Raw genomic sequence first — 20,152 nt, 5'->3', positions numbered from 1 at the left:
ATTTTTTGACACTCACTCGGCGGGTACACAGGTATTAGCAACAAGGGTGCCAGCTCATGGGCAGCCCTTTCAGAAAAGCGTTTTCAACGTTTTGCAGCACGGCTCAGGTGGCGAACAGATAACCTTCGACGTCCATCCCGGCATCGCGCATTTGTGCCAGTTTGTAGCGCAGGGTGCGCGGGCTGATGCCGAGCTTTTCCGCCGCTTCCTTGCGGCGTCCACGCTCGGAGCGCAGGGTGTCGATGATCATCTGAAACTCCCGGCGGCGCAGGTCATCGCCCAGGGCACCGGCCGAATCCGCTTCGATTTCCACTTCGCGAATCACCGCAGTCAGCGGCGCGGCGACAGGCACTGCGGTGTACGTCACGGGGCCTGCCAGACAGAAATCCTGCGGCTGAATCAAACCGCCCTGCTGCAAGATCAGCGCACGTTGAATGGCGTTATCCAGTTCACGCACATTACCCGGCCACGGATACGCAATCAGGCAAGCTTGCGCGTCAGGCGAGAGTTTCGCTGCGGCGTGCTTCATTTTATTGACGTGTTTGGCCAGCAACCTTTCGGCCAGCGGCAGGATATCGGCAGTGCGCTCGCGAAGTGGACGCCAGGCCAGTGGGAAAACCGACAAACGGTAATAGAGGTCTTCACGGAAACGCCCCGCCGCCACTTCGCCCGCCAAGTCGCGGTTAGTGGTGGCAACCACGCGAATATCCAGGGCGATCGGCTTACGCGCACCGACGCGCTCGACTTCGCGCTCCTGCAACACGCGCAGCAGTTTGGCTTGCAGGCCAAGGGGCATTTCGGAAATTTCGTCGAGCAGCAACGTGCCGCCGTCAGCCTGCTCGAACTTGCCGGCCTGCGCGGCGATGGCGCCGGTGAACGAGCCTTTCTCGTGACCGAACAGCGTCGCCTCGAGCATGTTGTCCGGGATCGCTGCGCAGTTGATCGCAATGAACGGCTGACTGGCACGGTGGGATTGCTGGTGAATGTAGCGCGCCAGCACTTCTTTACCCGTACCGGATTCGCCGGAGATCAGCACCGTGGAATCGCTGCGTGCCACTCGTGCGGCCAATTCGAGAAGTTGCGCACTGGCCGGTTCGACAGCGATAGGGCCTTCACTTTCGCTCACGCCAATATTGCCCAGTGCATGCCGCGCCACCAGATCGAGCAAAGCCTTGGGCTCGAACGGTTTGACCAGATAATCCGCCGCACCCTGACGCATCGCATCGACTGCACGTTCGACCGCGCCGTGAGCCGTCATCAGCAACACGGGTAATTGCGGCTGACGAGCACGCAACAGGGCAAGCAATTGATGACCATCCATGCCGGGCATGTTGACGTCACTGACCACCAGACTGAACGCCTCGCGCGACACTGCCGTCAGCGCGTCTTCAGCGCAACCGACCGCGTGGTAATCGTGGCCGGCCAGCAACAACGTATCGGCCAGCGCCTCGCGCAACGAGCGGTCATCCTCGACCAGCAAAACCTTGATGCCCATGTCTTTCACTCAGCTCCCTGTACAGCGGAAAACAGCGGCAGGATCACCTGCGCGCACGTGCCACGCCCAACTCGCGAACGCAGGTGCAATTCTCCCTGATGTGCCCGGGCCACAGCCTTGACCACGGTCAGGCCCAGGCCGGTGCCGGTGACTTTGGTGGTAAAAAAGGGTTCGCCGAGCCGCGCCAGAACCGCGGGCTCGATGCCGCTGCCACTGTCGCTTATGCTCAGGCGCAGCGTGTTGTCGCGGGTGTAGCAATGGACTTTAAGGCGGATGTCGCTGGCACTGGCCTGAATCGCATTTTCGATCAAATTCAACAGCGCCCCGACCAGTGTGTCGCGATTACACAGCAGTTCGCCGGTATGGCTGTCGCACTGCCAGCGGATTGGCAGATCCTGCACATGGGTCAGCGCCGCCGCTTGCAGCGCCTGCATCAAGGCATTGGGGGTGAGGCGATCGGTCAGCGGTAACTCACCGCGAGCGAACACCAGCATGTCGCGCACCTGGTGCTCCAGCTCGTGCAGACGCTCTTTCAGGCGCCCGGCGAAGCGCTGCTGAGTGGCGACCGGCAACTCCTGCTCAGTCAAATGACTGGCATAGAGCAAAGCGGCGGACAGCGGCGTGCGGATCTGATGCGCGAGCGAGGCGACCATGCGCCCCAGCGAGGACAAACGCTCGTGGCGCGCCAGTTGATCTTGCAGATGGCGGGTTTCTGTCAGGTCGTTGAGCAGCACCAATTGCCCCGGCTCGGCGTCCAGCGAGCGGGTGGCAATCGACAGGCGTCGACCGTTTTTCAGGGAAATTTCATGACCGTCGTCTTCACGCGGGGCGAAGCAGCGCGAAATCACATGGCGCCACAACTCACCCTCAAGCGGCAGGCCGAGCAGTTCGATGGCGGCCGGGTTGGCTTCGCGCACCCTGCCGTGACCGTCGATGACGATTACGCCACCGGGCAACAGATCAAGGAGGTTTTGCAGACGGTTGGCCAAGCGTTCTTTTTCCGCCAGCTCCTGCATGCGCTGGGCGCTGACCACCGCCAACTCACCCTTGAGCTCGGTTACCCGCGCTTCAAGCATGCTGTAGGAGTCCGTCAACTGGCTGGACATCTGGCTGAACAGCTCGAATGCCTGCTCAAGGCCCTGTCGGCTTGCCTGCTCTACGGAGGACGGCTGCCCCTCGGGACTGGAGGCAGAAGACATCTGGGCTTGGGGCATTGTGCTTTCTCGCTTGGCTGACCGTCAGTTAAACGGAACGTTGCGAGGGCTGTAGCAATACCCGTGCCTAAAAAAAACTGCTTATAAATGAAGCAGTTGAAAAACAGGCGTCAATCCTCCGCCTGTTCATCTCCATCGCGGCGGCTCATGCCGTACTTGCGCATCTTCTCGACCAGGGTGGTACGACGGATACGCAGGCGCTCAGCGGCACGCGCCACAATGCCATTGGCATCGTCCAGCGCCTGTTGAATCAGGCCCTGTTCCAGACCACCGAGGTAGTCCTTCAGGTCCAGACCTTCCGGCGGCAGCATGGCGTTGGCGGTGAAGTCAGGCGTATGGCCGTTGATCGCCACGCGCTCTTCGAGATCGCTGCGCAGGCTGTCGACCATTTGCTCGTCTTCGTCGTCGACGTAGCGGAATTTTTTCGGCAGTTCGACCACGCCGATCACCCCGTACGGATGCATGATCGCCATGCGCTCCACCAGGTTGGCCAATTCGCGGACGTTGCCCGGCCAGCCGTGACGGCACAGCGACATGATCGCCGCCGAGTTGAAGCGGATCGAACCACGCTTCTCGTGCTCCATGCGCGAGATCAGTTCGTTCATCAGCAGCGGAATATCTTCGACGCGCTCACGCAGCGGCGCCATCTCGATCGGGAACACGTTCAGGCGATAGTAGAGGTCTTCGCGGAAGGTGCCGATCTCGATCATGCTTTCGAGGTTCTTGTGCGTCGCCGCGATAATGCGCACGTCAACGCTCTGGGTCTTGTTGCTGCCCACGCGCTCGAAGGTGCGTTCCTGCAGGACGCGCAGCAGTTTGACCTGCATCGGCAGCGGCATGTCGCCGATTTCGTCAAGGAACAGCGTACCGCCGTTGGCCAGTTCGAAGCGGCCGGCACGGCTGGTGATCGCGCCGGTGAAGGCGCCCTTCTCGTGACCGAACAATTCGCTTTCGAGCAGCTCCGCCGGGATCGCCCCGCAGTTGACCGGCACGAATGGCGCATCGCGACGCTTGGAATGGTAATGCAGGTTGCGCGCGACCACTTCCTTGCCGGTCCCGGACTCGCCGAGGATCAGCACACTGGCGTCGGTGTCGGCGACTTGCTGCATCATCTGGCGCACGTGCTGGATCGCCCGGCTGGTGCCGACCAGGCTGCGGAACAGATTGGGTTCGCGATGACGGCCGCGCTCGCGAGCCTGGTCATACATCTCGCGATAGACCTGGGCACGGTGCAGGGAGTCGAGCAATTTGCTGTAGCTGGGCGGCATTTCGAGGGTCGAAAGCACGCGGCGACGCTGGTCTTCGGGCAGGTCGACGGAAGAATTATCGCCCATCAACAAAACCGGAAGGAACTCATCCCAGGTTGAGAGTGTCTTTAACAAGCCCAAAAGCGCGCCAGGAGCATTAACGGTCCCGATCAGTACGCAAATGACCTCACGACTAGACGACAAAGAGCCGACTGCCTGCTGCCAGTCATGGCTGCCGCAGGGTAAATTTTCTTCGCCAAGAAAATTTAAAATCACCGCCAGGTCGCGGCGGCGGACGCTATCGTCATCGATCAGCAGAATTTTGGTTTCACGCCACATGCAATAGCAACTTCCCTAGTCAACTCAATGCCCGAAATTAGGGGCAAGCGAGACGCTTGCAGGACACCATGTGCCTGTAGACGCCTGAAATCTGAAAACAGCCACTAGTTAAGTCAAAAAACCGTGCACAGTCAAATTTATGGCGCACATGCCTGGATTAACTGGGGGGCAATTAACCAAACAGATGGTAAACCTTTGCCGCCTTTTGCGCTTGGGTGATCTGCGACATCTCGTTGGCTATCGCTTGCCGCTCACCCATGGCCACCTCAAGAAGGTCCTTGTAGACGTGGAGCAACTCCTCAAGGTTGTCGCGCAACGCGACTTCATCAAGCGCAGCCTCCGCCATGACGTCTTCCATGCAGGAACGGCAAGCCAGATCCAGCTCGCCAATAGCTTCCCAATTGCGTTCGGCGAGGGCAGTAACCAACGCTTCACGGGTATCGGCGATTCGCTGCAATACAAGACTCATGACGATCTCCTTCAGAACTGCGGAGCAGGCACGGGGGCAATAGCATCCCAGCCTTCCTTGACCGTGCTCAGCAAGCCGGCAACCTCATCAAGAATGCGCGGGTCGCTGCTGATGTTCGCCTCGGCGAGGCGCTTCATCATGTAGATATACAGCCCATCCAGATCAGCCAGGGTATCTGCACTGTTTTCCAGATCGAGGCCTTCACGCAGACCGCTGACAATGCCAATCGCCTTGCTGATCGAAGTGCATTTGCTTGGAATGTCCTTGCGCTCGATGGCGCCTTTGGCCTGAGCGATACGGGCCAGTCCACCTTCCATCAACATTTGCACCAGACGGTGCGGGCTCGCTTCGGATGTCTGAGCGTGTGCGCCGACTTTCTGATACTGCCGAAGGGCTAACATCGGATTCATGTTCTACCTCATTGCCACAATGACTCGTATAACCAGTGTATCGCCAACGAATCACAGAACTTTAGATCAAAAGACAAAAACCCGGCGCACGCCGATGAAGCGTAGCCGGGTTTTTGTCGTACCTGCCTGTTACTTCGCGGACTGCTGAGCGTTCAGCGAGCTGAAGAACGACGTGATGTTGCTCGCCGTAGCCTTCATCTGCCCTACCAGCAAGTCCATGGCGTTGTACTTGGCCGTCAGCGTCTTGGTCAGGTTGGCGACACGCAGATCCAGCGCCAACTGCTGCGACGTGAGGCTGCGGGTGTTGTTGTTCAGAATGGTCATACGCTGATCAAGCAGACCGCTGGTGGTTTTACCATCAGCAGAAGCTTTGAGGTACGGATCGACCGCTTTGCTCATTCGCGCCAACAGACCGTTTTTGTCGTCGGTGCCGGAGAACAGCTGCTGCACCTGACCAGTCATGCCTGGCTGAGACATGGCCTTGTTGAAAGCCGTCGCGTCCAGCGTCAGCTTACCGGTGTCGCGATCAGTCATGACGCCGATCTGCGACAGCACACCCAGCTCGCCAGGCGACGAAGTGGTCAATTGGGCACGAATGTCCGCAATCAACGTCCGCGGCAGAGAATCACCGGTAAACGCGGCCTGCACCGTCAACTTGCCATCTTCGTCCGGCGTTGCCTTGGACAGGCTATCGATGGTGGTCTTGAGCGTGTTGAAAGCGTCGACGAATTGCTGAACCGAAGCCTGCAAGCCCTTGGTGTTGGTATCGACAGAGACCTTGACCGCAGTGGGGCTGGCTTCCACCAGGTTCATGGTCAAGCCACTGATGGCGCCGCTCACTGTGTTGCTCTTGCTGGTAACGGCAAGACCATCAATGGTCAGCTTCGCATCCTTGGCAATATCGCCCACAGCCCCTGAGTCACCAGCGGCCGGGGTCGCAGACATGACCTTGGTGCCATCGATTTCCAGACCGGCAATACCACTGACCGTCAGGTCGGAGCCCGCGCCCGTCTTGTTGGAGCTGATCACCAGACGCGAAGCGCCCGAGCTGTCGGTCACGATGTTGGCGGAAACACCGTTGACACCCTGCGCCTTGTTGATGGCATCACGGGTAGTCTGCAAGGTGGCATTGGCCGGAATATCGACATTGTAATCAGTGCCATTCTGACTGATTTTCAGGGTACCACTCGGAATGGCACTGGCCGCGCCGCCGGCAAAGGATGCACTGGCTACTTTCGAGCCGGTGGCCAAGTTATTTACCACGACACTGTATGTGCCCGAAACAGCCGTGTTATCGGAAGTAGCGGTCAGCGTTGTCGGGGTAGCCGAGGTCGCCGCGTAACCGGCAAACGCAGGGTTGGTCTTACTGCCCAGATCGGTCATTGCCTTCTGGTAGGCCGCCAATGCGTTTTTCAGCGCACCGACACCGGAAATCTTCAGGGTGTTGGTTTTGGTCGCAGAATCGATCTGCGTCTGCTTCGGCGACTTGTCGGCGTTTACCAGCGCGGTCACGATCGCGCCGATGTCCAGGCCGGAACCCAGTCCGGAACCCGGTAGAATTGGACTTGCCATGTGCATCTCCCTTCAGATTGTTGCCATTCTTTTGACCGTTACACGCATCTTGAGAACGGACAAACATAATTCATGCCAGCTATCAGACTTTGGCGTCAAACAATACGTGACTCGCATTGGCGAGGCTGTCTGCCAGCTTGAGGGCTTCTGCGGAGGGAATCTGTCGAACGACCTCACCCGTCTCGCTTGCGATCACCTTGACGATGACCTTCCCGGAGTGTTCATCAATCGAAAACTCCAGATTGCGCTTGATCGACTGTACAAACTTTTCGATCTCCTGCACCGCCAGTTTCAATTTGGCGTCGTCCGAATCCTGACTCTTCGCAGCGACCGGCGCTTCAGTCTTGGCAACTTTAGGCGTCTCTGACGGTTTGTCAGCAACCGGCGTTACTGGCTTGGGAGCCGGATAAGACACGTTAAGCTTTACGCTCATGTCCATGCCCATCACCTCTTAACGTAAAAAGGCGAGAGAGCGCGACCAGCGCACCCCCCCGCCCAAACTCGATCCGAAATTACTGAAGCAGCTTCAGTACAGCGGAAGGCAGTTGGTTGGCTTGAGCCAGAACAGAGGTCGAAGCCTGTTGCAGGGTTTGCTGCTTGGTCAGGTTAGCAGTCTCTGCGGCGAAGTCGGTATCTTGTACGCGACCTTGTGCAGCAGTGGTGTTCTCGGTGATGTTCTGCAAGTTCTGGATGGTGCTGGTCAGACGGTTTTGCGAAGCACCCAGGCTGGCACGAGTTGCACCGATGGCAGCGATGGCAGCGTCGATCGCGGTGATCGCGTTGTCGATGTTCTGCGAAGCGCCAGTTACGGTAGCACCGGTCAGGGACAGAGTACCGCTACCTACCGACAGGCTTACTGCGTCGAACTTGGAGCTCAGTACCAGGTCGATGTGGTTAGCCGAACCGGTGTTTGCGCCTACTTGCAGGGTCACAGTACCAGCCGAACCGTCCAGCAGGTTTTTGCCATTCAGGTTGGTCGAAGCCGAGATACGGGTGATCTCGTCGGACATCTGAGCGAATTCAGCGTTGGTAGCGGTCTGGTCAGCAGTGCCGTTGGTACCGTTACGTGCTTTAACAGCCAGTTCACGCATACGCTGCAGGATGTCGGTAGTAGCTTGCAGAGCGCCTTCAGCAGTCTGGGCAACGGAGATACCGTCGTTGGCGTTCTGGATGGCTTGGGTGTTACCACGGATCTGCGAGGACATACGGTTCGAGATCTGCAGGCCAGCGGCGTCGTCTTTAGCGCTGTTGATTTTCAGGCCGGAAGACAGGCGCTGCATCGAAGTCGACAGAGCGTCGGAAGCGCGGTTCAGGTTTTTCTGAACGTTCAACGACGTGGTGTTGGTGTTTACTGTTAAAGCCATGACGAATTCCTCGTTGGTTGGGTACTGCGGCTTCCGGCCCTGGCAACCGCCGGGTATGGCCTAGAGAACCTTCGTAATAGTTATCGTCGGGATTGCAGGTTGCTTGAGGGCTTTTTGAAAAAAATTTGCCATCACCCTGCCACCCCCGAGAAAACAAAGACTTAGCAGCCCATCCACCGCGAAAAAATGACGTCATAAAACCGACTGCCGCGCAAACCTGCGGGCCAGTGCTGTCGGCGTGTTCAGGCCGGGACACTTCCCAGCAAATCCACCAGCTCGTACTCCATAGAGTCAGCCAGCCCCAACCAGTCCTGGCGCTCCTGGCATTCGAGCATTTGCATTAACAGCTGCGCCCACACCTGCTGAACCTCTGCCGGGGCAGACGCTAAACATTGCTGGGCCTTTTCAAACACATCGACCATCGTCAGCGCCGCCTCGACATCGCGCCCGAGGCGAAACAAACCCGCACACTGGCGACATTCATCCTTGCAGAGGCTCAGCGTACTCATTGCACAAACTCCGGGTTGAAACCGGTACCGGCGATCAGCGCCCCGGAGCGGCTGCTGTTGAGAAATTCGACCTGTGGATGTGCAGCGATATAGCGCTCCAGCACACACAAATAACCGCGAAAGTTGAGCTGTGTGGTCACCCGCTGACCATGGCCATCGCGCACCCAATGCCGCGCCTGATTCACCGGTGGCCCCAGTTCGCCGTCGTTCCAGCCTGCATGGGTCTTGTTCATCGGGAAGGCGAAGTCAGCACCAAACAGCGTGATGCCGGTGGCGCCCATCTTTACCGCCAGATCCACCGCCGGGTGAATCACACTGCCGCCCACGTGCAACTGCGCTCGCGGGTACTGCTCACGCAGATTCGCGTAGATCGGACTCGCGGAATAACCACCGTAACGCTTGCCCTTCCACGCCTTTAACACCGACGGATCGCTCATCGGCAGATACACCAGCGGGATGCCGTCGGACTCCTCGAATGGCAAATGGCGAAAGCTGATGCGCTGATCAATGCTCACCACCAGGTCAGGCACAATCCCGTGTTCGCGCAGCGGTCGATACGCGGTGTCGACACAGATGAACAACGGGCGTTCGGCGCGCTGACGGATTGCCGCCAGGCGCTGGTAGTGTTGCTCCAGCGTCGGCCCGGTGGCGATCACATAGACTTCCCGGCCGGCACAGGTGCCGAACAACTGCGCCACATCCGCATCGGCGAGCAGCACCGGCAGGCATTCCTGCAAACGCTGTTGAATCTGCGGTGACTGCGGATCGAAATCCCGATTGTTGAAGCTCAGGTGCACTTCGCTGACCAAGCGATCACGCACTTTCGCGTTGAAATCGTCGGCCAGCAGCATCTCGGCAGGCAGGGCAAAAAACGGCGTAAAAAAGTCTGGATGGTCGCCGGCGTAAAACAACTCGACGCGCGGATCTTCCAGCCAATGGCGCTGATCGAGCAGTTGCACCACCAGCGCGAACAATGCGCCATTGAGGATGTGCACGTACAGACGCTCAAGCCCTTCACGCTCCAGTAGCACGCTGGGCAAATCGCCGAGGCCGGTACCGTAGACATGCAATTGCGGCTTGTCCGCCAGGCTTGCCGCCTGAATCCGGGCTTCATGGATGCGGTCATGGCGACTGGTGAGCTGAACATCATTGACGCTGAGCGTCGAACCCAACCCCTGCACCAGTTCGGCCTGGACTGCTGCACTGCCCTCCGCCATCAGTCGCTCGAACAGCGCCGGCCAGCGCCGTTGCAACACCTCGGCATTGGCTTGAAAAAACTCGCTCATGGCGCCTCGCGCTCCCTCTTCAGGCAAAAAAATAGCGTTCAAGGTTAACCTTGAACGCTATTTTTGTATCCGCCGTTTTTACTCTGGCTTAAGGGCGATAGATGATCGCCGAGCCCCACGACAGACCGACACCAAAACCGCTCAGCGCAATACGCTGCCAATCGGAATCGATAACGTGTTTTTCCAGCAGCAACGGAATGCTCGACGACACGGTATTGCCGGTCTCGACCATGTCCTTGATGAATTTTTCCGGCTCGCCTTCGAAACGTCGCGCCACCGCATCGACAATCGCCGCACTGCCCTGGTGAATGCAGAAGGCATCGATGTCGTCGGCCTTCAGACCGGAATCGTCCAGCAGCTCGTGCAAGTGCGCCGGGACTTTGAGCAGCGCAAAATTGAAGACCTGACGACCGTTCATGAAGAACACGCCATCGGTGACTTTCAAGTGCGGCGCACCGGAACCGTCGGTGCCGAACTTGGCCTTGCCCAGCGCCCAGGTCGGATCTTCGCCCATCCACGTAGCGGTGGCGGCATCGCCAAACAGCATGGTGGTGTTGCGGTCTTCCGGATCGACAATCTTCGAATACGGATCAGCGGTGATCAGCAGGCCGTTCTTCAGGCCGGCGGCTTCCATGAAACCCTTGATCGCGTAGATGCCGTAGACATAACCCGAGCAGCCCAGGGAAATGTCGAACGCTGCCACGTTGGTCGGCAGACCGAGTTTGTCCTGCACGATTGCAGCGGTGTGCGGCAGGCCTTCTTCGTCACCGTTCTGGGTGACGACGATCAAGGCGTCGATCGATTCACGTTTCAGATCCGGGTTGCTGGCAAACAGCGCATTGGCCGCTTCCACGCACAGGTCGGAGGTTTCTTGTTCAGCGTCTTTGCGCGGCAGGAATGCCGAACCGATCTTGCCAAGGATGAATTCTTCATCCTTCTCGAATTTTGCACCTTGTGCGTAATTGTCCACGCCGGCTACAGGAACGTAGCTCGCAATGCTTTTTATGCCAATCATTACGGCTTCCCAATAAAAAACAGCCCAAGACCACCGCTCGCAAGGATTTCGAGGGGCGCCGACAAACAGAAAACGGCCGCCACAACGGGCAGCCACGGGGAGCGCAAAGGGCTATCACTGGAATCGAAAACGAGCCAGGCGCCATCCCCCCGATCAATACAATACAGTGAAGATGCGCGTTATGACTCGCAGGTCACGCTATTTTGCCGAATCGGTGCAGATCGGGTTATTCGACCAACGACCAGTCCAGCGGCGTGCCGCGCTTGATCGGCGCGCGGGCGCGGCGGCCGAGGACGGCGTCGGTGTGCTTGGGCGGCAAACCGAGACCGGGGCGAATGGCGCGCAGATTGTCCCCGCTAAAGGTGTCACCGGCGGCCATGTCAGCCGTGACATACAGCGAGCGGCGATACACCAGCGACTTGCGCTCGGCCTCGGTAACGCCGTAATGCACCTGGCCCATGGCTTGCCAGGCGCGCTCGGTTTCCACCACCAGGCTAGCCATTTCCGCCGGTTCCAGCGAGAAACTGGCATCGACGCCACCCGCTGAACGGTCGAGGGTGAAGTGCTTTTCCACCACCGTCGCGCCAAGCGCCACGGCTGCCACCGACACGCCAACGCCCATCGAGTGATCGGACAGCCCCACTTCGCAACCGAACAACTCACGCAGATGCGGAATCGTGCGCACGTTGCTGTTGAGCGGTGTCGCTGGATAAGTGCTGGTGCATTTGAGCAACACCAGATCTTTGCACCCGGCCTCGCGCGCGGCGCGAACGGCCTCATCGAGTTCAGCGATGCTGGCCATGCCAGTGGAAATGATCAGCGGCTTGCCGGTGGCGGCCACACGACGGATCAACGGCAAATCGGTGTTTTCGAAACTGGCGATCTTGTAGGCCGGAACATCGAGGCTTTCGAGAAAGTCGACTGCGCTGTCATCGAACGGCGTCGAGAACGCGAGCATCCCCAGTTCCTTGGCACGAGCAAAAATCGGCGCATGCCATTCCCACGGTGTATGAGCTTTTTCATACAAATCGTAGAGCGAAGTACCCGCCCACAGACTGCCCGGATCCTTGATGAAGAATTCCCCCTCAGACAAATCCAGCGTCATGGTTTCGGCGGTGTAGGTTTGCAGCTTCAGCGCATGCGCCCCCGCCTTGGCCGCTGCCTCGACAATTTGCAGGGCGACGTCCAGTGACTGGTTATGGTTGCCGCTCATCTCGGCGATGATGAAGGGTGGCGCGTCGGCACCGATCAAGCGGTTGCCGATCTTGAAACTAGTCATGCGGGTGATCCTTCAAAACACGGGTGAACGCACAGGCACTCTGAGTGAACCCGGCGTCACGAAACACATTCAACGAGGGACGATTGTCCGGCAACACCCGAGCGGTGATGACCGTCAGTTGCGGCCAGTGCGCGACAACAAATGCCTCGCCACTGGCCAATAGCGCCCTGCCCCACCCCAGCCCCATCCGCCGTTCGAGCAGGTAAATAGAAACTTCGGCTTCAAACCCGCGCAGGTCATACCGCACAACGCCGACCGCGCCGTCATCCGCCTCGGCGATCAGCAGCAGGCGCTGTGGATTACGCAAACTCGCCGTCAGCCAGTTCAGGTGCTGCGGCCAGTCGATCACGCCGCTGTCCAGCGACCAGCGACGTACCGTTTCGGCATTACGACCATCGAACAGCAACTGCGCATCGTCCAGGGTCGCCGCACGCACCTTCAGCACCGCACCGGCCAGTGCCACCGCGACACGCTCGGCACCGCGCCCGTCGACCAGTTGTCGCGAGCGTTCGGCCAGGCTTTGGCGCAAATAATGATTGCCGGTGACAAAGCCGATGGCGTCGCGCAACTGCTCGACACTGACCTGCTCACGAGCGCCCATGAACACATGTGCTCCCGCCGCTGCCATGACTTCGCCGTTGGCCTGCTGATTGTTCGACACGGCAATACAGATCGTCGGCAGCCCCATCGCCGCCCGTTCCCAACTGGTACCGCCCCCGGCGCCGATAAACAGATCCGCTTCAGTCATGCGCTGATGGAAATCGCTGACGAAACTGTGCAGGCGCCAGTTCGGCCGCGTCTCGGCCAACGCCTGCATCTGCGCCCACGCCGGGTTGTCGGCACCGGCGACAAAATCTACCTGCAACTGGTTGAAATCAGCGAGCGCGAGCATCGCGTGATGAGTCTGCATCGCCGCATCGAAGCCACCGAAATTCACCAGTACCCGGCGAGCCGTGGGTTTGATCTCGATGGCCGGGCAATTGAACTCTTCACGCAGCATGGCGTAGCGCGGGCCCAGCAAGGTGCGGCAACCCTCGGGCAACAGCGGTGAGTAATTTTCACTGAGGCCGGACAAGTTCTGATTGAGCAAAAGATCAACGCTGTAGCGCCGGGTAGCCAGATCGTCGACTGCCGCTATGCGCTGCGCCCAGCGCCGGGCGGCGGTTTGCCAGTGATGATCGAGGCCGTAATGATCGACGATGATCCAGTCGAACCCGGCATGGCCGGCCAACAAAAGATCCAGCGCGTCGATGTCGGCCTGCCACGGCAGCATTGATTCGATGGCTTGCTGTGGGTCTTCATCACAATAGAGATCCGGCAACGCAAATGTCTCGAACCCTTCGGCGCTCAGCATATCGAGCCGATGCCCCGGCAATTTCCGGCAGGCAAACGCGACGTGGCTGCCCTGCCCGCGCAACACTCGCGCCAGCGTCAGGCAGCGGGCAATGTGGCCGCTGCCGATGGTTGGCGAGGCGTCGGCACGAATCAGCACTCTCATTGCAGCTCTCCACCCGCCTTGAGCGCGGCGTATAGGTATTCGGCGCGCTTCCAGTCTTCAAGGGTGTCGATGTCCTGCACCAGATGCCGGGGCAGAATCACCGGCAGGCTGGCTGGCGAATAGAGCACCTCGCCGCGCAACCACGCCTCACTGCGGCCCCAGTAGAACTGACCGGCATCCTGAAACGCTTCGGGCAAATCCTGCGAACGTGTATTGCGAAATTCCGGATACAAAGGGCTCAACGCGCCCTGCCCGTCCAGCGTCAGCGCACGCTGCACCGGAAAACCGAAACTGCACACGGAAAACGCAAAGGACCGGTCGGGATGCTGTTCCAGTAACTCCAGTCCCTGATGCAGATAGCGCGCCTGCAGTAGCGGCGCCGTGGCGTACACACAGCAGGCGTAATCGAAGGCTGGCAGTTGCTGCAAGGCATGCACGATCACTGCCGCCGTGCCGGTGAAATCATCGGCCAGGTCTGCCGGGCGCAAAAATGGCGCCTGCGCGCCATGGGCTCGCGCGACATCGGCAATTTCGGCATCGTCGGTGCTGACCACCACCTGCTCAAACAACCCTGAATCCAGCGCGGTGCGGATCGAGCGGACAATCATCGGCACGCCGTCGAATGGCAAGAGATTCTTGCGCGGGATGCGTTTGCTGCCGCCACGGGCCGGGATGATTGCAACGTTGCTCAAGGACGTTTTTCCAACAGGAACCAAGTGATGTCGTCCGCCGGGAATTGCGGATCGCGGTGATAGGCAAAACCATAATCGAGAAGGTGCAGATCGGCATAGCGATCGAGCATCTCACCGGCAAAATCGCGCTTGAACAGCTTGCCGCTGTTGCCACGATAGGACACTTCCACCGGTGCCGGATTGTAATACTCGGCGATCAGGATGTAGCGCTGGCTCAACGCGTACAACTGCGCATAAGCGGTCGGCAACAGCTCCGGGGCCAAGTGAATCAGCACGCCTTTACTCAGGGTCAGGTCGTAGCGGCGCTCGCGCGGGAAATCGAACAGCGAGCCATGCCAGATCTGTGCAATATCCAACGCCCGTGCCTGAGCACAGGCGCTGTCATTGATCTCGACGCCGAACAGCTCGCAACGGGGCAGCAGTTGATGCAACGCCTGCAAATTGTTGCCGGCGTTAGTGCCCAGTTCGACCAGGCTCTCGATGCCTGCGGCACGGCTCAGGGCTTTGGCAAACAACGCCAGATTCGTCGCCACCAGCGGTTGGCCGACATTGCGCTCGACGTACTGGTTGCCGAACTCACCCTGCCAGAACTTTTCCTGCTCACTCAAATGACGCATTGCAGATACTCATCCTTTGCCTCAGCGGCAATTATTCGGTCAGCCGACGCAATTGCTCGACTACATGATCCTGCTGCTGATCACTCAGCAACGGGTACAGCGGCAAGCTGATGGCCTCGGCGTAATAGCGTTCGGCCTCGGGAAAATCGCCCTCGGCAAAACCCAGATCACGGTAGTAGGGCTGCAAATGCACAGGAATATAGTGCAGGTTTACGCCGATCCCGGCGGCACGCAAGCCTTCGAACACCTGACGGTGGCTGAGGCCGATGCGATCGCTCTGCAAACGAATCACATACAGATGCCACGCCGATTGCGCCTCGGGCTGAGGGCTGGGCAGCGTCACCGGCAAGTACGCCAGCAGACGATCGTAACGCGCCGCCAGCGCCCGACGCCGGGCGATGAAATCGTCCAGCTTGCCCAGTTGCGACAGGCCCAACGCCGCCTGTAAATCGGTGATGCGGTAATTGAAACCCAGCTCGACCTGTTGGTAGTACCACGGCCCATGACTGGATTCGGTCATTTGCTGCGGATCACGGGTCATGCCGTGGCTGCGCAGGCGTTGCAGGCGCTCGGCCAGCTCCGGGCGGTTGGTCAACACCATGCCACCCTCGGCGCTGGTGATGATTTTTACCGGGTGAAAACTGAACACGGTCATCGCCGCGAACTCACCGCAACCGACCGGGCGTGCGGCGTAACTGGCGCCGACGGCGTGCGAGGCATCTTCAATCACGGTGAAGTTGTAGCGCTCGGCCAGTTCGGCAATCTTGCGCATGTCGCAGCTCTGCCCCGAGAACGCTACGGCTACCAGCACTTTCGGCAATGTGCCGTCCTGTTCGGCCTGATCGAGCTTCGCTGCGAGGGCGAAGGCATCAAGGTTCCAGGTCAGCGGATCGATGTCGACGAAATCGACTTCGGCGCCGCAATAGCGTCCGCAATTGGCCGAGGCGAGAAAGGTGTTCGGCGTCGTCCACAACCGATCACCCGGCCCCAGGCCTGCGGCCAGACAGGCAATGTGCAGCGCCGCCGTGGCGTTGCACACCGCGACGGCGAAGTCAGCCTGGCAACGCTCGGCCATTGCCTGCTCGAAACGCTCGATGCTCGGCCCTTGGGTCAGCCAGTCCGATTGCAGCACCTCGACGACCGCATCGATGTCTGCCTGATCGAGGCTCTGCCGACCGTAGGGAATCATACCGAGAGCTTCGCGTGCAGATCGGCGATCTGGCCGACCGAAAGAAAATGCGGGTTGGTGTCGGAGCGATACTCGAAATCTTCGCTGACGACACGCCCCTGCTCACCGAGTCTGTCGACGGCGAAATCGACATCGACACTGGTGAAGCGAATCGACGGCTGGATGGTGTAGTGATCTTCGAACTCAAGGGTCATCCGCGCATCGTCCAGCGGCACCATCAACTCATGGAGCTTTTCACCGGGTCGAATGCCGACGTTCTTGTGCGGCAAATGTTCAGCCATACCGCGCGCCAGATCGACGATGCGGATCGACGGGATCTTCGGCACGAACACTTCGCCGCCGTGCATCCGCGCAAAGCTGTCGAGGACGAACTGCACGCCGTGGTCGAGGGTGATCCAGAACCGCGTCATGCGTTCGTCGGTGATCGGCAACTCTTGAGCACCGTCGGCGATCAGCTTGCTGAAGAACGGCACCACCGAACCGCGCGAGCCGGCCACGTTGCCGTAGCGCACCACGGCAAAACGGGTTTCCTGCTCACCGGCAATATTGTTGGCGGCGACGAACAATTTGTCCGAGAGCAACTTGGTCGCGCCGTACAGATTGATCGGGCTGGCCGCCTTGTCGGTGGACAGCGCGACAACTTTTTTCACGCCGTTATCGATGGCGGCGGCGATGATGTTCTCCGCGCCGTTGACGTTGGTGCGGATGCATTCGGTCGGGTTGTATTCCGCCGCCGGCACTTGCTTCAACGCCGCGGCATGCACCACGTAGTCGATGCCGCGCATGGCCTGACGCAGACGATCGGCGTCACGCACATCACCAATGAAATAACGCATGCACGGCGCGTTGAACGTCTGCTGCATTTCGTACTGCTTCAGCTCGTCGCGGGAGAACACCACCACGCGCTTGGGCTGGTATTGCTCGAGCAGTCGGGCGATGAATTTGCGCCCGAACGAACCGGTGCCGCCAGAGATGAAAATCGATTTACCGTTGAACATAGGTTGATTCCTGTCCGGCACGCTTAGGCGAGCAACTGTGCCCAATTGATCGAGGCATTTTCACCCAGAGTGAAACCTTTGCCGGTCAAGGCCAGGTTGGCGTTGTAAGCCGGATCCTGCGCGAAGACGCCGCTCCATTTTTCACGCAGTGTCGCCAGTGCTTGCGGCGCCTGCGGCAGCTCACCGGTATGCAGCACCTGCACCAACGGCGTCCACACGGTGAGGTAACCGGCCTGACCGGCCTTGAGGCACAGGTCGACATCGGCATAACCCTCGGCGAACGTCACTTCATCCAGTCCGCCAAGGGCGTTGAACAGCTCTTTGCGCGCCATCAGACAGACCTTCGACACGGCCGAGTAATTCTGCTCGACAGTCAAACGATGCATATAGCCGTCTGCCGCGTGTTTTTCGCCGATGAAGGGCGAACCCACGCCATCGTTCAGGCCGAGAATCAGACCGGCCTGAGCAATCTTGCCGTCGCGATCGACCAGTTTGGCACCGACGATACCCACTTCCGGACGCTGGGCGTGGTTGAGCAGCGAATCGATCCAGTTCGGGTTGACGACTTCACTGTCTGCGGCCAACAGCACCAGATACTCACCCTGAGCCTGCTCGCTGGCGGCGTTGTACAGTGCGACTTCGCTCAGCGGCTGATCGGCACGCAGCACATTGACCTTGGCGTGGCGCAGCGTGCCAAGCCAGTCGTTGACCGCTGCCGATTGATTGGCGTTTGCCGCCAGCAACACTTCATAACGACTGTAACGGGTTCTGAGCAACACGCCTTCCAGGCAGCGACGCAGCACCGCAAGATCGTCGATGACCGGCACAATGATCGAAACCATTGGCTGTTCGGTGTGACGGTAATCGATCTGCCAGGTACCCGGCACCGTCGATGTGACCTTGGCCTTGTAGCCGCGATTACCTAGATGACGCAGCAACGCCTGGCGTTCATGGGCATTTTCTTCAAGCTCCGCCGCCCGAGTGATCAGCAGCGGCTCGTCGAGGTGCGCCAGGCCGTCAAGGCCACCCTGCTCAATGATGCGCAGCAACAGGTCAAATTCCAGCGCCTTACTGAAGTCAGCCTGATAACCGCCGGCTTCGAGCAAGACTTCACGACGGATCAACCAATGACGCGCCATCAGTGACGGCACGCTTTGCAGCAGATCCAGATTGAAACCGGGGCGGAACACGTCAACCAACGCGCCATTGTCCTTGCGCTGGACCTCGTCGGTGGCGACGGCACGCACCCCCTCGGCGGACATCAATTCCAGACTGGCGCGCAACAGGCCGCTGGCGGTGAACTGATCACCCGCCTCACCCAGCAGCAACCAATCGCTTGGCGACTGCTGAGCGGCCTGGTTGAGCTTGTCGACAAAGTTGCTTTGGGAGACTCGAACAAAGTGCAGCGTGTTTTGTGCAGTAGTCGCGGCCGGTGCTTCGCCGGTGGTGAACACGACAATCCTGAACGCTTTGCAGTGACCTTCGAGCAGGCTGTCGAGCGACACCTGCAACTTGTCGATGTCGTTATCCAGGTCGAGCAGGAAAATACCGAACTGCGGGCCGCCGCCTTCAGTCGCCAGATGCCGGCCAATCGACTCAAGCTGTTCGTTCGCCGGCGCGCGAGCCACCAGCCACTGCAACAGGCGGCCGGACTTCATTTTGCCGAAGACCGGCTGATGATCCTCGACCGTCAGCGTTTCGAGACGGGCAATCCACTCGTGCATGGCTTGCGCGGCGCTCTCGTCACCGACAACGTCCAGTTGCGCCGCCAGACGTTTGACCACAGTCTGGTTGAAGGCGTTGAGATCATGGGCCTGCCACAACCGGTCAACCACACTTTCCGGCGTGTCGTTATTGCGCGCCTGCAACAGGTGCGCCTGACGGGCCCACACGCCTTCCAGCCCTTCCAGTTGCATGCGACCGGCCGGCAGCGCGTGCAACATGAATTCGAACTGCTCCAGACGATCAAAGAATGCCTGGTTGTAAAACGGCATTTCGACATACTGCAGCGGGCCAAAACGACGATCTGGCGCCTTCAACGCCTGGTTCCAGGTCGATTCGAAAATCAGCTCGGCAGTCAGCGCACGCCCGGACTTCAGGCTGTCGGCCATCGCCTCGAAACTTTCCAGGGCAAAGGCCTTGGCCTGCGCGATATCCAGCCCTTCGATAGCGGTAGGCAGCGAGACGAGGAACTCGGCAAAAGCCTCTCGTTCGGCGACCGACTTGGCATCGACGTAGGTCAGCGAGTGATACACGTCGGTATTGTGCTCGGAGACGCCGTAGTTGATCTCGCGCACCACATAAGGAATCGGCAGGATGCGGGCCTTGGCACTGGCCAGCAGGTAGTAGACATGTCCGATTTCCTGCCACTGGAAATTGGTCCCCGGCGGCAACGCCGAATGCCAGTTTTTCATCAGGTCAGTACGGGTTACCGCGTAGAACGGCGGGATGTACTGGCTCATGTAATCGAGGACACGATCCTGCGCGCGCTCGGACGCATAGTCTTCCTGGACTTTCTTGTCGCGGCGGTAGTAGTTCACGCCATGAGCCAGTGACAGGTACATCAGGCAATAGCCGTGGCACATGCCGTAGTCAGGGTTGGCATGCAGGAAGCCGACGGACTCTGCCAGTGAATCGTGCAGGATGAAGTCGTCGTCGGCCGCCAGCACCATGTATGGCGTGGTCAGATGCTCGACACCATAGGCCAGTTTGGCCTGCATGCCCCAGTAGGCGAACTGCGGGACATGGTGGTAATCGACGGCGCAGAAGTCGCCTTCAGGTCGTTCGAGGGTCGAATCGAGCACCATGATTCTGCAGGACAAGCTGCTGTAATACTTCACCGCCCGGCGCAGGAACGCCGGACGATTGTGAGTAATCAGCACCACCGTCAATAGCTCGTTGAGCGGTAGCGCCAGTTCAGAACTGTACTTGCCTTGCATAACTTCTCTCCACAACCGGC

General features: G+C 59.4%; 18 protein-coding genes. All 18 read right to left on the bottom strand.

Annotated features, from left to right (window positions below; genetic code table 11):
• Positions 1-103 precede the first annotated feature (103 nt).
• Positions 104-1,495 (bottom strand): sigma-54-dependent transcriptional regulator, encoded by a 1,392-nt coding sequence (locus ACM6JQ_RS05025; RefSeq protein ID WP_007920046.1) that lies wholly within the window; start codon positions 1,493-1,495, stop codon positions 104-106.
• A 5-nt stretch (positions 1,496-1,500) separates the two neighbouring features.
• Positions 1,501-2,709: a sensor histidine kinase gene (locus ACM6JQ_RS05020; RefSeq protein ID WP_007920048.1), complete on the bottom strand. Its 1,209-nt coding sequence runs from the start codon at positions 2,707-2,709 to the stop codon at positions 1,501-1,503.
• 110 nt (positions 2,710-2,819) lie between these two features.
• Positions 2,820-4,295, bottom strand: coding sequence for a sigma-54 dependent transcriptional regulator (locus tag ACM6JQ_RS05015; protein WP_007920053.1), 1,476 nt, complete (start codon positions 4,293-4,295; stop codon positions 2,820-2,822).
• Between the two features lie 172 nt (positions 4,296-4,467).
• Entirely contained in the window at positions 4,468-4,764 is a 297-nt protein-coding gene (locus tag ACM6JQ_RS05010) for a flagellar protein FliT (RefSeq protein WP_095114152.1), read from the bottom strand.
• Between the two features lie 11 nt (positions 4,765-4,775).
• Positions 4,776-5,174 (bottom strand): flagellar export chaperone FliS, encoded by a 399-nt coding sequence (fliS, locus tag ACM6JQ_RS05005; RefSeq protein WP_007920055.1) that lies wholly within the window; start codon positions 5,172-5,174, stop codon positions 4,776-4,778.
• Between the two features lie 129 nt (positions 5,175-5,303).
• On the bottom strand, positions 5,304-6,746 hold the full coding sequence (fliD, locus tag ACM6JQ_RS05000) for a flagellar filament capping protein FliD (RefSeq protein WP_007920056.1): 1,443 nt from the start codon (positions 6,744-6,746) through the stop codon (positions 5,304-5,306).
• A gap of 82 nt (positions 6,747-6,828) precedes the next feature.
• Positions 6,829-7,185 (bottom strand): flagellar protein FlaG, encoded by a 357-nt coding sequence (locus ACM6JQ_RS04995; protein WP_007920057.1) that lies wholly within the window; start codon positions 7,183-7,185, stop codon positions 6,829-6,831.
• A gap of 73 nt (positions 7,186-7,258) precedes the next feature.
• Positions 7,259-8,110 (bottom strand): flagellin domain-containing protein, encoded by an 852-nt coding sequence (locus ACM6JQ_RS04990; protein WP_007920059.1) that lies wholly within the window; start codon positions 8,108-8,110, stop codon positions 7,259-7,261.
• 242 nt (positions 8,111-8,352) lie between these two features.
• Positions 8,353-8,619 (bottom strand): hypothetical protein, encoded by a 267-nt coding sequence (locus tag ACM6JQ_RS04985; protein WP_414893342.1) that lies wholly within the window; start codon positions 8,617-8,619, stop codon positions 8,353-8,355.
• Complete coding sequence (locus tag ACM6JQ_RS04980) at positions 8,616-9,905, bottom strand: motility associated factor glycosyltransferase family protein (protein ID WP_414893341.1); 1,290 nt, start codon at positions 9,903-9,905, stop codon at positions 8,616-8,618. The genes ACM6JQ_RS04985 and ACM6JQ_RS04980 overlap by 4 nt, the downstream gene beginning before the upstream one ends.
• Positions 9,906-9,993: 88 nt before the next feature.
• Complete coding sequence (locus ACM6JQ_RS04975) at positions 9,994-10,920, bottom strand: ketoacyl-ACP synthase III (protein WP_007920064.1); 927 nt, start codon at positions 10,918-10,920, stop codon at positions 9,994-9,996.
• Between the two features lie 226 nt (positions 10,921-11,146).
• On the bottom strand, positions 11,147-12,199 hold the full coding sequence (gene pseI, locus ACM6JQ_RS04970; RefSeq protein WP_095114155.1) for a pseudaminic acid synthase: 1,053 nt from the start codon (positions 12,197-12,199) through the stop codon (positions 11,147-11,149).
• Positions 12,192-13,697, bottom strand: a complete 1,506-nt coding sequence (gene pseG, locus ACM6JQ_RS04965) for a UDP-2,4-diacetamido-2,4,6-trideoxy-beta-L-altropyranose hydrolase (protein WP_414893340.1) — start codon at positions 13,695-13,697, stop codon at positions 12,192-12,194. Before pseG ends, pseI begins: the two co-directional genes overlap by 8 nt.
• Entirely contained in the window at positions 13,694-14,389 is a 696-nt protein-coding gene (gene pseF / locus ACM6JQ_RS04960) for a pseudaminic acid cytidylyltransferase (RefSeq protein ID WP_414893339.1), read from the bottom strand. The genes pseG and pseF overlap by 4 nt, the downstream gene beginning before the upstream one ends.
• A complete protein-coding gene (locus ACM6JQ_RS04955; RefSeq protein WP_414893338.1) occupies positions 14,386-15,006 on the bottom strand; it encodes a pseudaminic acid biosynthesis-associated methylase in 621 nt (206 codons plus the stop codon). The genes pseF and ACM6JQ_RS04955 overlap by 4 nt, the downstream gene beginning before the upstream one ends.
• A 31-nt stretch (positions 15,007-15,037) precedes the next feature.
• Positions 15,038-16,195 carry a UDP-4-amino-4,6-dideoxy-N-acetyl-beta-L-altrosamine transaminase gene (gene pseC, locus ACM6JQ_RS04950; protein ID WP_414893337.1) on the bottom strand — a complete coding sequence of 386 codons (1,158 nt, stop codon included), beginning with the start codon at positions 16,193-16,195 and terminating at the stop codon, positions 15,038-15,040.
• Positions 16,192-17,193 carry a UDP-N-acetylglucosamine 4,6-dehydratase (inverting) gene (pseB, locus tag ACM6JQ_RS04945; protein ID WP_007920072.1) on the bottom strand — a complete coding sequence of 334 codons (1,002 nt, stop codon included), beginning with the start codon at positions 17,191-17,193 and terminating at the stop codon, positions 16,192-16,194. Before pseB ends, pseC begins: the two co-directional genes overlap by 4 nt.
• A gap of 23 nt (positions 17,194-17,216) precedes the next feature.
• Positions 17,217-20,132: a glycosyltransferase family 2 protein gene (locus ACM6JQ_RS04940; RefSeq protein WP_414893336.1), complete on the bottom strand. Its 2,916-nt coding sequence runs from the start codon at positions 20,130-20,132 to the stop codon at positions 17,217-17,219.
• Positions 20,133-20,152 lie beyond the last annotated feature (20 nt).

Source organism: Pseudomonas sp. IT-232MI5 (assembly GCF_949767845.1).
Lineage (GTDB): Bacteria > Pseudomonadota > Gammaproteobacteria > Pseudomonadales > Pseudomonadaceae > Aquipseudomonas.
Note: the sequence above shows the minus strand (reverse complement) of the source record. Positions and strands in the feature narration are given on the sequence as shown.

Excerpts from the sequence above, each read along its gene's own strand:
- ACM6JQ_RS05025 (WP_007920046.1), bottom strand. The coding sequence starts at position 1,495 with ATGGGCATCAAGGTTTTGCTGGTCGAGGATGACCGCTCGTTGCGCGAG.
- ACM6JQ_RS05020 (WP_007920048.1), bottom strand. The coding sequence starts at position 2,709 with ATGCCCCAAGCCCAGATGTCTTCTGCCTCCAGTCCCGAGGGGCAGCCG.
- ACM6JQ_RS05015 (WP_007920053.1), bottom strand. The coding sequence starts at position 4,295 with ATGTGGCGTGAAACCAAAATTCTGCTGATCGATGACGATAGCGTCCGC.
- ACM6JQ_RS05010 (WP_095114152.1), bottom strand. The coding sequence starts at position 4,764 with ATGAGTCTTGTATTGCAGCGAATCGCCGATACCCGTGAAGCGTTGGTT.
- fliS (WP_007920055.1), bottom strand. The coding sequence starts at position 5,174 with ATGAATCCGATGTTAGCCCTTCGGCAGTATCAGAAAGTCGGCGCACAC.
- fliD (WP_007920056.1), bottom strand. The coding sequence starts at position 6,746 with ATGGCAAGTCCAATTCTACCGGGTTCCGGACTGGGTTCCGGCCTGGAC.
- ACM6JQ_RS04995 (WP_007920057.1), bottom strand. The coding sequence starts at position 7,185 with ATGGACATGAGCGTAAAGCTTAACGTGTCTTATCCGGCTCCCAAGCCA.
- ACM6JQ_RS04990 (WP_007920059.1), bottom strand. The coding sequence starts at position 8,110 with ATGGCTTTAACAGTAAACACCAACACCACGTCGTTGAACGTTCAGAAA.
- ACM6JQ_RS04985 (WP_414893342.1), bottom strand. The coding sequence starts at position 8,619 with ATGAGTACGCTGAGCCTCTGCAAGGATGAATGTCGCCAGTGTGCGGGT.
- ACM6JQ_RS04980 (WP_414893341.1), bottom strand. The coding sequence starts at position 9,905 with ATGAGCGAGTTTTTTCAAGCCAATGCCGAGGTGTTGCAACGGCGCTGG.
- ACM6JQ_RS04975 (WP_007920064.1), bottom strand. The coding sequence starts at position 10,920 with ATGATTGGCATAAAAAGCATTGCGAGCTACGTTCCTGTAGCCGGCGTG.
- pseI (WP_095114155.1), bottom strand. The coding sequence starts at position 12,199 with ATGACTAGTTTCAAGATCGGCAACCGCTTGATCGGTGCCGACGCGCCA.
- pseG (WP_414893340.1), bottom strand. The coding sequence starts at position 13,697 with ATGAGAGTGCTGATTCGTGCCGACGCCTCGCCAACCATCGGCAGCGGC.
- ACM6JQ_RS04955 (WP_414893338.1), bottom strand. The coding sequence starts at position 15,006 with ATGCGTCATTTGAGTGAGCAGGAAAAGTTCTGGCAGGGTGAGTTCGGC.
- pseC (WP_414893337.1), bottom strand. The coding sequence starts at position 16,195 with ATGATTCCCTACGGTCGGCAGAGCCTCGATCAGGCAGACATCGATGCG.
- pseB (WP_007920072.1), bottom strand. The coding sequence starts at position 17,193 with ATGTTCAACGGTAAATCGATTTTCATCTCTGGCGGCACCGGTTCGTTC.
- ACM6JQ_RS04940 (WP_414893336.1), bottom strand. The coding sequence starts at position 20,132 with ATGCAAGGCAAGTACAGTTCTGAACTGGCGCTACCGCTCAACGAGCTA.